The 13,646-nt window shown below is 71.4% G+C and carries 10 protein-coding genes; 6 read left to right on the forward strand and 4 right to left on the reverse strand.

The features are described from left to right. Positions 1-113: 113 nt before the first annotated feature. On the reverse strand, positions 114-1,028 hold the full coding sequence (lhpI, locus tag GGQ83_RS10730; RefSeq protein WP_184383801.1) for a bifunctional Delta(1)-pyrroline-2-carboxylate/Delta(1)-piperideine-2-carboxylate reductase: 915 nt from the start codon (positions 1,026-1,028) through the stop codon (positions 114-116). Between the two features lie 453 nt (positions 1,029-1,481). On the opposite strand from lhpI, the gene GGQ83_RS10735 reads away from it, so the two are divergent. From GGQ83_RS10735 to GGQ83_RS10750, 4 genes are all read left to right on the forward strand, one after another. Further along, positions 1,482-2,426: an amino acid ABC transporter substrate-binding protein gene (locus GGQ83_RS10735; protein ID WP_184383802.1), complete on the forward strand. Its 945-nt coding sequence runs from the start codon at positions 1,482-1,484 to the stop codon at positions 2,424-2,426. Between the two features lie 199 nt (positions 2,427-2,625). Further along, the gene (locus GGQ83_RS10740; RefSeq protein ID WP_184383803.1) at positions 2,626-3,432 is read left to right on the forward strand and encodes an amino acid ABC transporter ATP-binding protein; all 807 of its coding nucleotides are present in this window, start codon (positions 2,626-2,628) and stop codon (positions 3,430-3,432) included. Positions 3,433-3,529: 97 nt separating this feature from the next. Continuing rightward, complete coding sequence (locus tag GGQ83_RS10745; RefSeq protein WP_221223493.1) at positions 3,530-5,425, forward strand: potassium transporter Kup; 1,896 nt, start codon at positions 3,530-3,532, stop codon at positions 5,423-5,425. A gap of 2 nt (positions 5,426-5,427) precedes the next feature. Continuing rightward, positions 5,428-6,117 carry a lysophospholipid acyltransferase family protein gene (locus GGQ83_RS10750; RefSeq protein ID WP_184383804.1) on the forward strand — a complete coding sequence of 230 codons (690 nt, stop codon included), beginning with the start codon at positions 5,428-5,430 and terminating at the stop codon, positions 6,115-6,117. A 97-nt stretch (positions 6,118-6,214) separates the two neighbouring features. Here the strand turns inward: GGQ83_RS10750 and GGQ83_RS10755 are convergent, their stop codons facing one another. Both GGQ83_RS10755 and GGQ83_RS10760 read right to left on the reverse strand, forming a co-directional pair. Beyond that, positions 6,215-7,513: an HlyC/CorC family transporter gene (locus tag GGQ83_RS10755; RefSeq protein WP_184383805.1), complete on the reverse strand. Its 1,299-nt coding sequence runs from the start codon at positions 7,511-7,513 to the stop codon at positions 6,215-6,217. Between the two features lie 83 nt (positions 7,514-7,596). Then, positions 7,597-8,547, reverse strand: a complete 951-nt coding sequence (locus GGQ83_RS10760; RefSeq protein WP_184383806.1) for a Gfo/Idh/MocA family protein — start codon at positions 8,545-8,547, stop codon at positions 7,597-7,599. 91 nt (positions 8,548-8,638) lie between these two features. Between GGQ83_RS10760 and secD the strand changes: the two genes are divergently transcribed. Then, on the forward strand, positions 8,639-11,221 hold the full coding sequence (gene secD / locus GGQ83_RS10765; protein ID WP_184383807.1) for a protein translocase subunit SecD: 2,583 nt from the start codon (positions 8,639-8,641) through the stop codon (positions 11,219-11,221). 75 nt (positions 11,222-11,296) lie between these two features. Continuing rightward, positions 11,297-12,442 (forward strand): EAL domain-containing protein, encoded by a 1,146-nt coding sequence (locus GGQ83_RS10770; protein ID WP_184383808.1) that lies wholly within the window; start codon positions 11,297-11,299, stop codon positions 12,440-12,442. Positions 12,443-12,454: 12 nt separating this feature from the next. On the opposite strand, the gene GGQ83_RS10775 is transcribed toward GGQ83_RS10770, so the two are convergent. Beyond that, entirely contained in the window at positions 12,455-13,627 is a 1,173-nt protein-coding gene (locus tag GGQ83_RS10775; RefSeq protein ID WP_184383809.1) for an iron-containing alcohol dehydrogenase, read from the reverse strand. Positions 13,628-13,646 lie beyond the last annotated feature (19 nt).

A 13,646-nucleotide genomic window follows, 5' to 3' on the forward strand; every position in this document is an offset into this window, starting at 1 on the left:
GTGGAAGCACCGAAGACGCTGAATCCCGCTCTCGACGAAGGCTGGAGCAGGCTGCGTGAACGCATGTGAACGCAGCATGCTCCAGCGCCAGGCGAACTCGCCGGCGCGGCGGATCAGCCGCCGCACGTGGCCAGCACCGCCGCCGCCAGGTCCTCGCCCGCCCAGCCCACCGACTTGAACAGCGTGATCTGCCCCGGATCGGTGCGGCCCGGATGCGCGCCACGGCACAATTCCGCGAGTTCCGCCGCCACATGGCCGGCCGTGATATGCCCCTCCGCGATGGCCTGCACGATGTCCCCCGCCTCGGCCATGGCGCCAGCGCGCGTGTCCACCACGCAGAGGGCGCGGGCCAGCGCCGCTCCATCGGCCTCGCGCATGTCGGGGCGATAGGCACCCACGAGGTCGAGGTGCATCCCCGGCGCCAGCGCCGCGCCGATGACCAGCGGCGTGGTGGCCAGCGTGGCGGCGCTGATGATGTCATGGCCCGCCGGGTCCGGGCTTTCCACCGCCGTGGCCGGCACCCCATGCGCCACGAGCCGCGCGGCCAGCGCGCGCGCCTGCTCGGGCCGGCGCGCCCAGATGGAGGTGCGTTCCATGCCATAGGCGGCGTGGAAGGCCTCGGCCAGCGCCGCCGCCACCTTGCCCGCGCCCAGCACCAGATGCCGCCGCGAATCGGGCCGCGCCAAATATCGCGCCGCCAGCACCGAGGCGGCCGCGGTGCGGCGGTCCGTCAGCTCCCCGCCATCGAGCAGCGCCACCGGAACGCCCGTCGCGGCATCGGACAGCAGGTATTCCGCGTGCACGGCGGGCAGGCCCAGCGCGGCATTGCCGGGTGCCACATGCACGACCTTCACGCCCGAATGCCCCTGCCCCACCGCCGGCATCAGCAGCAGGCTGCCCCCGCCCGGCAGGGGGTGGCGGTGGCGCAGCGGCGCGTCGCAGCCCTCGCGGAACATGGCGGCCAGCGCCTCGACCAGGGCGGGCCATGGCAGGCGGGCGGCGATCTCCTGGCGGTCGAGCTGCAGCATGAACCTTCCCTCTTCGGCACGGCCAGAGGTTGCGCGGCAAGGGCCCAGGCAACAAGGCCCGCCTGTCACATTCCGCAAAAGCCACGCGATTGATCCCCGGCCAGCGATGGCGCAGTGTCCGGCCCGACCTGCGGTGCCCCCGGGGCGGCCGCGCCAAGGTTCCAGGAGATGCATATGCCGAACCGGCGACCCCTCGCCCATGCCCTGGGTGGGGCCCTGCTGATGTCCCTCGCGATCGGCCCCGCGGCCGGGCAGGCGCCCGCGCCGCAGGCAAGCCCGGCGCCGCAGGCGGCCCCTGCGCCGCAGGCAAGCCCGGCGCCGCAGGCAACCCCGGCGCCGCAGGCAAGCCCCGCGCCGCAGGCGGCCCCGACACAGGCGGCCCCGGCAGCCCCGGCCCCGGCTCCCGCTGCGACACCCCCTGCCCCCGCGGCACAGCCCCCCGCCCCCGCCAGCATGATCGACACCATCCGCAACCGCGGCGCCCTGCTCTGCGGGGTGAATGCCGGCCTCGCGGGCTTCGCCGCGGCCGATGCCCAGGGCCAGTGGCGCGGTTTCGACGCGGATTATTGCCGCGCCATCGCCATCGCCATCTTCGGCACGGCCGAGGAGCGGGTGCGCTTCATCCCCACCGGCGCCCAGAACCGCTTCACCGCCCTGCAGTCCGGCGATATCGACGTGCTGCTGCGCAACACCAGCTGGACCTTCGCCCGCGACGCCGGCATGGGCTTCGACTTCGGGCCCATCACCTTCTTCGACGGCCAGGGCTTCATGCTGAAGGCCTCGCTCGGCGTGCAGAACGCCCGGCAGATGGCGGGTGCGACGGTCTGCGTGCAGTCCGGCACCACGGCCGAGCAGGTGCTGGCCGAATGGGCGCGCAGCAACCGCATCAACCTCCGCCCCGTCGTGATCGAGCGGCTGGAGGAGATCGTCACCGCCTATGCCGGCGGGCGCTGCGACGCCTTCACCTCCGACATCTCGGCGCTGGCCGCGATCCGCGCCGTGCAGCCCAACCCGGCCGACCACATCATCCTGCCCGACGTGCTGAGCAAGGAGCCGCTCGCCCCCGTGATCCGCCAGGGCGACCCCCGCTTCGCCGACCTGGTGCGCTGGGTGCACTTCGGCCTCGTCACGGCGGAGGAGCTGGGCGTCACCGCCGCCCAGGCCCGCCAGATGGCCGAGGGCGACCCCCGCCCCGAGGTGCAGCGCCTGCTCGGCCGCACGGGCGAGCCGGGGCGGCCCTTCGGCCTCGACAATGCCTGGATGCTGAACGTCATCGCGGCACTCGGCCATTACGGCGAGATCTATGAGCGCAACCTGGGCCCCATCGGCCTGCAGCGCGGACGCAACGCGCTCTGGACCCAGCCGGGCGGGCTGCAATACGCGCCCCCCTTCCGCTGACCGTTCCGCTGCCCCTTTGGGGTTGAGAGAGCGCCCCGCCATTCTCATTGTCGCGGGCCTGACCATCCTGTAATGAATGCGAGTCCCGCCGCGAGGCGGGGCCGCCTGGCGGCGCGCGGCCGCCCAGGGCCGGCGACAGACCGGGCCACGCCATCGCAGGGTTTCGCTTCCTCATCCTCGTTCGGGAGTCCGCTGCCGCATGTCCGCCTCCATCGCCACCGCCCCGGCGGCGGCCCCCACCATCGCCTCCTCCGTGCGCGCCGATGCGCCGCCGGCCATCATGCTCTCGGGCGTCAACAAGTGGTTCGGGTCGCTGCACGTGCTGCGCGACATCCACCTGGAGGTGGCCACTGGCGAGCGCGTGGTGGTCTGCGGCCCCTCGGGCTCGGGCAAGTCCACCCTGATCCGCTGCATCAACCGGCTTGAGGAGCACCAGAAGGGACGCATCGTCGTGGACGGCATCGAGCTGTCGGGCGATTTGCGCAGCCTGGACGCCATCCGCCGCGAGGTCGGCATGGTGTTCCAGAGCTTCAACCTCTTCCCGCACCTCACCATCCTGGAGAACTGCACCCTCGCGCCCATCTGGGTGCGGAAGATGCCCCGCAAGGAAGCGGAGGCGCTGGCGATGGAGTTCCTCACCCGCGTCCGCATCCCCGAACAGGCGCACAAATACCCGGGCCAGCTCTCGGGCGGGCAGCAGCAGCGCGTCGCCATCGCCCGCGCGCTGTGCATGCGCCCCAAGATCATGCTGTTCGACGAACCGACCTCCGCCCTCGACCCCGAGATGATCAAGGAGGTGCTCGACACCATGGTGATGCTGGCCGAGACGGGCATGACCATGATCTGCGTGACGCACGAGATGGGCTTCGCCCGCCAGGTGGCCGACCGCGTGGTGTTCATGGACCGTGGCGAGGTGGTGGAACAGGGCGCGCCCGCCGAGATCTTCAGCAACCCCCGCACCGAGCGGCTGCAGACCTTCCTCGGCCAGATCCTGCGCGGGCATTGACGCATAAGGGCCTTGCGGGGCTGCCATGCGGCGTTCAGGTTTGATCCGGGCCGGCGGCGGGTTCACACCGCGCGCCGCACCGTGACGGAGCACGTCCTTGGCCGATCCCCTCAAGCCTGAAAGCCGCACCCCTGAGCGCGCCGCGAGCGGCGCTGCCTTGCTGGGCGTGCTGGGCGTCGTCTATGGCGACATCGGCACCAGCCCGCTCTATGCCATGCGGGCGGCGGCGCATCATTTCAGCCATGACGGGCTGGAACGGTGGGAGATCCTGGGGCTGCTCAGCCTGATCTTCTGGTCGCTGAACATCGTCGTCACCCTCAAATACGTGGCCTTCGTGCTGCGGGCCGACAACCGGGGCGAGGGCGGCATCCTGGCGCTGACGGCGCTGGCCCAGCGCGGCCTCACCTCCCCCCGCGCCAAGGCGGTCGCCATCGTCATCGGCATGGTGGGTGCCAGCCTGTTCTTCGGGGATGGCATCATCACGCCCGCCATCTCGGTGCTTTCCGCGGTGGAAGGCCTGAAGGTCGTCTCGCCCGCCTTCGAGGAGGCGGTGGTCCCGCTGGCGGTGGTGGTCCTGCTGCTGCTCTTCCTGGTGCAGTCGCGCGGCACCGGGGCCGTGGGCATGGTGTTCGGGCCCATCTGCGCCGTGTGGTTCCTGGTCATCGGCGCGCTCGGCCTCGTCGAGATCATCCGCCACCCCAGCATCCTGGTGGCGCTGTCGCCGCACTACGCCATCCAGTTCACGATGGCCTATGGGGTGATCGCCTTCATCGCCTTCGGCTCGGTCGTGCTGGCGGTGACGGGGGCGGAGGCGCTCTATGCCGACATGGGGCATTTCGGCCGCAAGCCCATGCGCTACGCTTGGCTGTTCTTCGTGCTGCCGGCGCTGTGCCTGAACTATTTCGGCCAGGGCGCGCTGCTGCTGTTCGAGCCCGAGGCGCTGGTGAACCCCTTCTACATGCTGGCGCCTGAATGGTTCCGCCTGCCGCTGGTGGTGCTGGCGACCATGGCCACCATCATCGCGAGCCAGGCGATGATCTCGGGCGCCTTCTCCATCGCACGGCAATGCGTGCAGATGGGCTTCCTGCCGCGGCTCGAAGTGCGCCACACCTCCGCGACCGAGGAGGGGCAGATCTACCTGCCCCAGGTGAATTTCCTCCTGCTGGTGGGCGTGCTGACGCTGGTCATCATCTTCGGCGAGTCCGAGCGGCTGGCCGCGGCCTATGGCTTCGCCGTGACGGGCACCTTCGTCTGCACCACCCTGCTGGCGGCGGCCGTCTACCGCGCGCAGTTCCGCTGGCCGGTCGCGCTGGTCATCCCGGTCTTCGGCGCCTTCCTGGTGCTGGACGTGGTGTTCTTCGCCTCCAACGTGCTGAAGATTCCCGATGGGGGCTATGTGCCGCTGATCGTCGGCACCGGGATCTTCCTGCTGATGACCACCTGGCAGCGCGGGCGGGACCTGCTCTTCGCCCGCTTCCGGCAGGATGGGCTTCCCTTGCGCTCCTTCATCGCGCGGCTGCCGCAGAGCCGCACCCTGCGCGTGCCCGGCATCGCGGTCTTCATGACCAGCCAGGCCGACTACCTGCCCGGCGCGCTGCTGCACAACCTCAAGCACAACAAGGTGCTGCACGAGAACGTGCTGTTCGTGACCGTGACCAACGAAAGCATCCCCCATGTCGCGGCCGACCGCCGGCGCGAGGTGGAGGAGCTGGCCCCCGGCATCCACCGCATCAGCCTGCACTATGGTTTCCAGGAGAGCCCCAACATCCCGCGCGAACTCGAATCCCTGCGTGAGCTGGGCATCCCCTTCGAACACATGCAGACCAGCTATTTCCTCGGCCGCGAGACCATCGTGGCGGCGGCCGTGCCGCGCATGTCGCGCTGGCGGCAATGGCTGTTCACGCTGATGAGCCGCAACGCCGTGCCGGCCACGGAATTCTTCCGCATCCCCTCCGACCGGGTGGTGGAGCTGGGCGTCAGGGTCGCGATCTGAACATGGTGCTGCTGCGTTCGCTGCTGTTCAACATCGGCTTCTATGGCTTCACGACGCTGATCTCGCTCGCGGCGCTGCCGCTGCTGGCGGCGCCGCCCGGCGGGATGCGCTGGGCCATGCGCGTCTGGGCGCGGGGCTCGGTGGCCATGCTGCGCTTCATCTGCGGCGTGAGGATCGTGGTGGAGGGGCGCGAGCATCTGCCCACGGGCGGGCCCGCCCTCATCGCCCCGCGCCATGAATCGGCCTTCGACACCCTCATCTGGATCACCCTGGTGCCGGACAACGTCTATGTCCTGAAGCGGGAACTGGTGCGCATCCCCGTCTTCGGCTGGAACGCCCGCCATGCGGGAATGATCAGCGTGGACCGCAAGGCGGGTGCGAAGGCCATGCGCGGCCTGCTGCGCGACGCCAAGGAAGCGACCGCCGCCGGCCGGCAGATCGTGATCTTCCCCGAGGGCACCCGCGTGCCTCCCGGTGAGACGGTGCCGCTGCAACCCGGCATCCTGGCGCTCGCCAGGGCGACCGGCCTGCCGGTGATCCCGGTCGCGACCAACAGCGGGCGCGTCTGGGGCAAGCGCGCCTTCCTCAAGCGGCCGGGCACCATCATCCTGCGCCTCCTGCCACCCCTGCCCGCGCAGGACCTGCTGCCGCGCCTCGCCGCCTGCCTCCAGGCGGAGCAGGCGCGGCTTTAGGGCGGGATGCGTTGAGGTGGAATCACCGAAAACGTTGAATCCCGCTCCCAACGAAGTCTGGAGCAGGCTGCGTGAACGCATGTGAGCGCAGCATGCTCTAGGCGTTCAGTCCCTGGGTGGGCCCCTCCGGCGGGCGCACCGAAAGCCGGTCCAGCCGCAGTCCGCGCCGTTCCAGGATGCGGATTCCATAGCCATCCAGCACCAGCTCCTGCCCCACGGGCGGGATGCCGCGGTGCCGCCCCACGACGAAGCCGGCCAAGGTCGCGGCCTCGTTCTCGGGCAGGTTCCAGCCCAGCTCGCGATTGAGGTCGCGCAGGCGCACATCGCCCCGGATTTCCAGGGTGCCGCTGGCCGCGAGGTCGGAGAGAATGGGCTCGCCACGCTCCGCGATCTGGCCCACCACCACTTCCAGGATGTCCTCGAGCGTCACGATCCCCTTCAAGGTTCCGTACTCGTCCACCACGATGGCGATGCGGTGCGGCGTGCGCCGGAAATCCTGGAGCTGGGCGCGCAGCGGCCGCCCCTCGCTCACCACCATGGGGGGTGTCGCGATGGCGGCGAGGTCCAGCCGCGCGGCATCGCCCCCCGCGGCCGTCAGCGCCCGCAGCACGTCGCGCGGGCTGATGATGCCGAGCAGGTCCTCGCCATTGCGCCGCCACAGCGGCAGGCGCTGGTGGGGCTGGTCCAGCAGCAGCGCCACGAGCTCGGCCGCCGGGCGGTCCGCGTCCAGCGCCACCACGCGCGAGCGGTGGGTCATCACGTCGCGCACCACCATGTCGTCCAGCGCCAGCACGCCGCGCAGCATGCGGCGTTCCTCCATGGCGGCGAGGTCCGCCTCGCCCTTGTGGCCCATGCCGTGCAGCTCGATCGCGCCCAGCAGCTCGTCTTCCGTGATGCCGGGGTTGTCGGCGGCCGGGGGCTTGGTGCCGAACAGGCCCAGCGTGAAGCGCACGATGCCGTTCACCCCCCGCGCCACCGGCCCCAGCAGCGCCATGACGACCGCCAGCAGGGGCGTGAGGCGCAGCGCCGCCTGGTCCGGGCCCCGAAGTGCCAGGGTCTTGGGCAGCACTTCGGAGAAAATGACGAGCAGCGCCGTCATCACCAGCGAGGCATAGACCACCCCGCCCTCTCCGAACCAGGTGATGAGGAGCGCGGAAGCGAGCGCGGTGGCCGTGGTGTTCACCAGGTTGTTGCCGACCAGGATGGCGGCCACCACCTGCTCCTTCCGCTCGGTAAGGCCGGAGAGGCGGTTGGCGCGGCGGTCGCCCTCGCGCGCGCGGCGCAGCACGAAGGCGCGGCTCGCGGCGGTGAAGGCCGTCTCGGTCCCGGAGAACAGCGCGGAGGCCATCAGCAGCAGGACGATCAGTCCCAGGGTGATCAGGCTTCCGAAATCCATTGCATCCTCTCGTAGCGCATGGCGGGCGCTGTGTGGTCCGACTGTAGCGGCTGGTGGTCCCACCCGCGAGGGCGGCTGGTGTTCTAGCCGGCGAGGCTGGCTTCGACCCGCAACGCCGCATCCAGCGCCGCGCGCCCCGCCGCGCCATCGGCCTCATAGGCGCCGCCGCCCTGGATGGCGGCCAGGAAGGCCGCGTGCTGGGCCTCCAGGCTGTCATGGTCGGTCCAGGAATGCCGGTCCAGGCCCCAGCCGGGCATGTGCTCCACCGGGGCCGCCCCGCCCGGGGCCAGGGCTTCCAGGCTGCGGGCCAGGAAATCCACCCGCAGCTCGCCCTCCGGGCCCATGGCCCGCAGGCGGCGTTCGAGGCCGACGGCGACGCGGCTCGCCGTCACCTGGGCCTGGGTGCCGTCGGCGAAGCGCAGCTGGGCCACCGCCCAGTCCGGATGGTCGCTGGCCACGCGGCCGCCCACGGCGCGGACCTCCGCCAGCGGAGCCGGCACCAGGGAGAGAATTAAATCCAGGTCATGGATCATCAGGTCGAGCACGACCGAGACATCCAGGCTGCGCGGCCGGAAGGGGGCGACGCGCACCGCCTCGATGGCCCGAAGCCGCCGCCCCCCCCCTGAAGGAATGGCCAGCGAGGTCCGCAGCGTGCGGATGGCGGCCGAATGGCGCTCGATATGCCCCACCATCAGCACACGGCCCCGCGCCGCGGCCAGCGCCACCAGCGCATCGGCCTCTTCGGTCGTGGCGGCGATGGGCTTTTCCACAAAGACATGCCGCCCGGCCTCCAGCGCCCGGGTCGCCAGCGGGGCATGGAAGCGGGTGGGGGTCGCGATCACCACGGCGTCGCACGCCGCGATCAGTTCCTCGGCGCCCAGGGTGGGGCAGCCCGCCTCGCCCGCCACAAGCGCGGCCCGGCCAGGGTCCGCGTCGTGCAGCCCCACCAGGGTGGCGCCGTGGGCGCGCGCCAGCTTGAGGGCATGGAAGCGGCCGAAATAGCCCGCGCCGAGGACGCCGATGCGTAAGGACATGTTGCGTCATGCCTAGCCTGAGCGGGGCGCACTTGCATCCCCCCCTCCCCCTCGTCATGTTCCCGCCGCGCAGACGGGGCTCTTCGGTCACATGATGTATTTTTCGCGTTGGAAGACGTTTTCCATCCTGGGCGTTTGCCTGGCGGCGCTGCTGCTGAGCCTGCCCAACCTCTTCCCGCGCGCCTCCGCGCCCGAGTGGTTCCCCATGCGCCAGGTGAACCTGGGCCTCGATCTGCGCGGCGGTTCCTACCTGCTGCTGGAGGTGGACACCTCCGTCCTGCTGCGCGAGCGGCTGGAGGCGGTGGTCGAGGGCACGCGCCGGGGCCTGGGCCAGGCCACGCCGCGAATCTCCTACACCGGCCTGACCGCCCAGCCCGACCAGCGCCGGGTGCAGCTGCGAATCACCGACCCCGCGCAGCGCGACACGGCCCTTCGCATCATCCGGGAGCTGGCCAACCCCATCACCGTCAGCGCCGGCACCCAGCAACCCGACATGGAGGTGGCGGCCGGGCCTGATGGCACCATCACCGCCACCATCACCGAGGCGGGGCTGCGCGCCAAGGCGACCAACGCGGTCGAGCAATCCATCGAGATCGTCCGCCGCCGCATTGACGAGACGGGCGTGGCCGAGGCGCTGATCGCCCGCCAGGGCCAGAACCGCATCCTGGTCCAACTGCCCGGCGTGGAAGACCCCCAGCGCATCAAGGACCTGCTGGGCCGCACCGCGCGCATGACCTTCCACCTGCTGGACGAGACGGCCAACCTCCAGGCCATCACCGCGCCCCCCGGCGTCATGTTCCTCACAGGCGAGCAGACGGGCGAACGCTTCGCCGTGCGCCGCCGCGTGGAGGTGGATGGCGCGAACCTGAACGACGCCCGCGCCGCCCAGGACAGCCGCACCGGCGAATGGGTGGTGAATTTCAGTTTCGATTCGCTGGGCACCCGCCGCTTCGCCGACATCACCCGCGCCAATGTGGGCCGGCCCTTCGCCATCGTCCTCGACGACAAGGTCATCACCGCCCCCGTGATCCGCGAGCCCATCACGGGCGGCCGCGGGCAGATCAGCGGCAGCTTCACCGTCCGCACCGCCAATGACCTGGCCGTGCTGCTGCGCGCCGGCGCCCTGCCCGCCCCGCTGACCGTGGTGGAGGAACGCACCGTGGGGCCGGAGCTGGGCGAGGACGCGATCCGCGCGGGCCTCATCAGCCTCGCCGCCGGCTTCCTCTTCGTCTTCCTCTACATGGGCTTCGCCTATGGGCTGTTCGGCTGGATCGCGAACATCGCGCTCGGCATCAACATCCTGCTGCTGATCGCGGCCATGTCGCTGCTGGAGGCCACGCTCACCCTGCCCGGCATCGCGGGCATCGTGCTGACGCTGGGCACGGCGCTGGACGCCAACATCCTGATCAACGAGCGAATCCGGGAGGAGGTGAAGAATGGCCGCTCTCCGCTCTCGGCGCTGGAGACGGGCTACACCAAGGCCTCGGGCACCATTCTCGACGCCAACCTGACCAACCTCATCGCCATGGGCTTCCTCTATGGCTTCGGCTCGGGCCCGGTGCGGGGCTTCGCGGTGACGGTGGCCATCGGCACGCTGGCGCAGATGTGGACGGCCACCGTGCTGGTGCGCCTCTTCACCGTCTGGTGGTATCGCTGGCGCCGGCCGAAGGACCTGCCGGTGGTCGAGAAGCCCGGTGCGGGGCTGGTCGAGCGCCTGCGCCGCCCGCTGTTCCGGATCGTGCCGGATGTGACGCGCATTCCCTTCATGAAGGGGGCCGTCGCGGGCCTTCTCGTCTCGGGCCTGCTCTCCACCGCCTCGGTCATCGGCGCCTTCTACCCGGGGCTGCAGCGCGGCATCGACTTCCAGGGCGGCATCATCATGGAGGTCCGCACGCCCGAACCCGCCAACCTGCCCGCCCTGCGCGCCGCGGTGGCCGGGCTGGAGACCGGCGATGTGGGCCTGCAACGCTTCGGCGACGAGTTCACCGTGCTGGCCCGCGTGCCGGCCCCCTCCGAGGAGGCGCAGACCCAGGCGGTCGTGAACCGCGTCCGCGCCGCGCTGGAAGGTGCCCAGGAGGGGTTGCGCGTGCTGCGCGTGGAGGCCGTGGGCAACCGCATCTCGGCCGAGCTGTTCCAGGGCGGGCTCATCGCGCTCGGCCTCTCGCTGCTGGCGATGATGGTCTATATCTGGGTGCGCTTCGAATGGGAGTTCGGCTTCGCCGCCCTCATCACCCTGATCCTGGACACCACCAAGGCCGTGGGCTTCATGGTTCTGTTCCAGATCGAGTTCAACCTGACGACCATCGCGGCCATCCTGACCATCATCGGCTTCTCGGTGAACGACAAGGTCGTGGTCTATGACCGGATGCGCGAGAACCTGCGCCGCTACAAGGTGATGCCGCTGCGCGACGTGGTGGATCTCTCGATCAACGAGACGCTGAACCGCACCCTCGGCACCTCCATGACGCTGGCGCTGGCCGTGCTGCCGCTCGCGCTGTTCGGCGGCGCGACGCTGGCCGGATTCGCCTGGGTGATGCTGTTCGGCGTGCTGCTCTGCACCTCCTCCTCCATCTTCATCGCCGCCCCCATCGTGCTCTACACGGGGGCGAAGCGCCTGCGGCCCGGCCTGGCCGCGGAGGGTGCCGGCGAAAAGAAGGAGGTTGCCACGCCGTAAGGCTCCGCCCGCCGCGTCCAGGCATTGAGACGGGGCGGCGCGGCGTATAGGCTACCGCATTGTTCGCATTGCCAGGTGCCTTTGCCCCAGAACGAGACATCCCGGCCCAAGGCGGAACCCGCCGACGCCGCCCCGGCCGCCCGCATCGCCGTGGTGGCGCGCGACCCCCGGCTGGCCGAGGCCGTCCGGGCCGCCGCGGCCCTGGCCGGGGTGGAGCCGCCCACCGTGCTCGACGGGCATGCCGCGCTGATGGCCGCGGTGCTGGAAGGCATGGGCGGCTTCGCGCACCTCTTTCTCCAGGAGCGGATGACGGGGGTGGAATCCACCCTGCTCGACGCCCTGGCCGAGGCCTCGCCCGGCGCCAACATCCTGCCCCTGCCCGCCCATGCCCCGCCCGCCGAGCTGGAGGCGCGCATCCGCGCGGCGCTGAGGGGCGGCCCGCGCGTCCCACCCACGCCGCATGGCGGCGGCCTGGCGGGCATGGCGCAGGGGCTCGATGGGGATGACGGGCTGCTGCTGCGCTACCAGCCCATCGTCCGCGTGCGCGACCGCCGGCTGGTGATGGTCGAGGCCCTGGCCCGCTGGCGGGGCGACCCGGTGGCGCTCGGCCCCGGCAGCTTCGTCCCGGCCCTGGAACGCGCGGGGCTGGCGCGGCGCCTGGCCGCCGCCGTCGCGCGCATCGCGGCGAGCGACCTGATGCGCGCCGGCGCGCCGGCCGGCCTCGCCGTCTCGGTGAACCTGCCGGTGGATGAGCTGGAAAAGCGCGACACCCTCTCCTGGATCGCGGACCAGCTGCGCGCGGCCCGGATGCCGCGCCACCGCCTGGCCATCGAGCTGACCGAGACCTCGCCCGTGCGCGACTTCTCCCGCCTGGGCCGTTCGGTGCGGCGGTTGCGCGCGCGCGGCCACCAGGTGCTGATCGATGATTTCGAGATGGATGACCGGCGGCGGCGCCTGCTGCGCCTGCCCTTCTCCGGCGTGAAGCTCGACAAGGACTTCGTGCAGAGCCTCGCCACCTCCGCCCGCGCGCGGCAGCAGGTGCGGCGGCTGGCGCGGCAGGGGCTGAGCATGACGGCCGAGGGTGTCTCCACCGCCGCCATCTGGCGTTCGCTGCGGCATCTGGGCGTGGAGCGGGCCCAGGGCTTCTGGCTGGCCCGCCCGCTGCCGCTGGCCGCCCTGTCCGCCTGGGTGGACCGCTGGCGGGCGTCCCAAGCGGGGTGAAGCCGGCGGGCGTCAGGCCCCCCGATAGGACTCCGCATAGAGCGCCATGATCTGCTCGGCCTGCGGCACGCGCGGGTTGTTGCCCGGGCTGCCGGAGGCGATGGCCTGCGCCGCCATGGTGGGCAGCAGCCCGTTCCAGCGCGCCTCCTCGATGCCCCAGGCGGCGGGGGTGGGCACCTCCAGCTCCGTGTTCAGGGCGCGGAGCTCCTCCAGCAGCTTGGCGCCCGCCACCTGGTCGGCGTCGCCCGCCGCCGCGCAGCCCATGCAGCGCGCGGCCTCGGCATAGCGCGGCAGTGCCGCGTCCAGGCTGAAGCGCGTGACCGCCGGCAGCAGCATGGCGTTGGAGAGGCCATGCGGCACGTGGAAATGCGCGCCGATGGGCCGCGACATGCCATGCACCAGCGCCACCGAGGCGTTGGAAAAGGCGAGGCCCGCCAGCGTCGCGCCCAGCATCATCGCCTCGCGCGCGGCGGCGTTGCCGCCATCGGCATAGACGGGGCGGAGGTTGGGGCCGATCAGGCGCATGGCCTCGCGCGCATACATGTCCGAGACGGGGTTGGCGCGCTGGCTGACGAAGGCCTCCAGCGCATGGGTCAGGCTGTCGATGCCCGTATCGGCCGTGATGCGGCGCGGCAGGGTGAAGGTGAGGTCGTGGTCCACCACGGCGGCCAGCGGCAGCGCGCCCAGGCCCGCGATGAGCATCTTCTCGTCGGTCTCGGTGTCGGTGATGACGGTGAAGCGCGTGGCCTCGCTGCCCGTGCCGGCCGTGGTGGGCACGCAGATGACGGGCAGCGCGCCGCGGTCGGCCGCCACCGGCACCTTGAAGTCGCGCATTTTCGCACCGGACGGCGCGGCGGCGAGGATGGCCATGGCCTTGGCCGTGTCCATCGGGCTGCCGCCGCCGAAGCCCAGCAGCACATCGTAGTCACCCGCGCGGAGCACGGCCACGCCCGCCTCGATCACCGTGTCGGTCGGGTCGGGCACGGTCTCGTGGAACACGACAGGGGCCATGCCGGCCTCGCGCAGCGGGGCGAGGCAGCGTTCGACCAGCCCCGAGGAGACCATGAAGCGGTCCGTCACCACCAGCGGGCGGGAGAAGCCGAACTGGCCGAGCAGCGCCCCCAGCCGCGCGATGCTTCCCGCCCCCACCAGCATCTGACGGGGGGCCACGATCGCCTGGACCATGCTTTTCCTCTTGCGCGAG

Source organism: Roseococcus suduntuyensis, from assembly GCF_014196305.1.
Taxonomy (GTDB): domain Bacteria; phylum Pseudomonadota; class Alphaproteobacteria; order Acetobacterales; family Acetobacteraceae; genus Roseococcus; species Roseococcus suduntuyensis.

What these genes read in the sequence shown, in the direction of transcription:
- lhpI (WP_184383801.1), bottom strand. Translation starts at nt 1,028, where the DNA reads ATGCTGCAGCTCGACCGCCAGGAGATCGCCGCCCGCCTGCCATGGCCC.
- GGQ83_RS10735 (WP_184383802.1), top strand. Translation starts at nt 1,482, where the DNA reads ATGATCGACACCATCCGCAACCGCGGCGCCCTGCTCTGCGGGGTGAAT.
- GGQ83_RS10740 (WP_184383803.1), top strand. Translation starts at nt 2,626, where the DNA reads ATGTCCGCCTCCATCGCCACCGCCCCGGCGGCGGCCCCCACCATCGCC.
- GGQ83_RS10750 (WP_184383804.1), top strand. Translation starts at nt 5,428, where the DNA reads ATGGTGCTGCTGCGTTCGCTGCTGTTCAACATCGGCTTCTATGGCTTC.
- GGQ83_RS10755 (WP_184383805.1), bottom strand. Translation starts at nt 7,513, where the DNA reads ATGGATTTCGGAAGCCTGATCACCCTGGGACTGATCGTCCTGCTGCTG.
- GGQ83_RS10760 (WP_184383806.1), bottom strand. Translation starts at nt 8,547, where the DNA reads ATGTCCTTACGCATCGGCGTCCTCGGCGCGGGCTATTTCGGCCGCTTC.
- secD (WP_184383807.1), top strand. Translation starts at nt 8,639, where the DNA reads ATGATGTATTTTTCGCGTTGGAAGACGTTTTCCATCCTGGGCGTTTGC.
- GGQ83_RS10775 (WP_184383809.1), bottom strand. Translation starts at nt 13,627, where the DNA reads ATGGTCCAGGCGATCGTGGCCCCCCGTCAGATGCTGGTGGGGGCGGGA.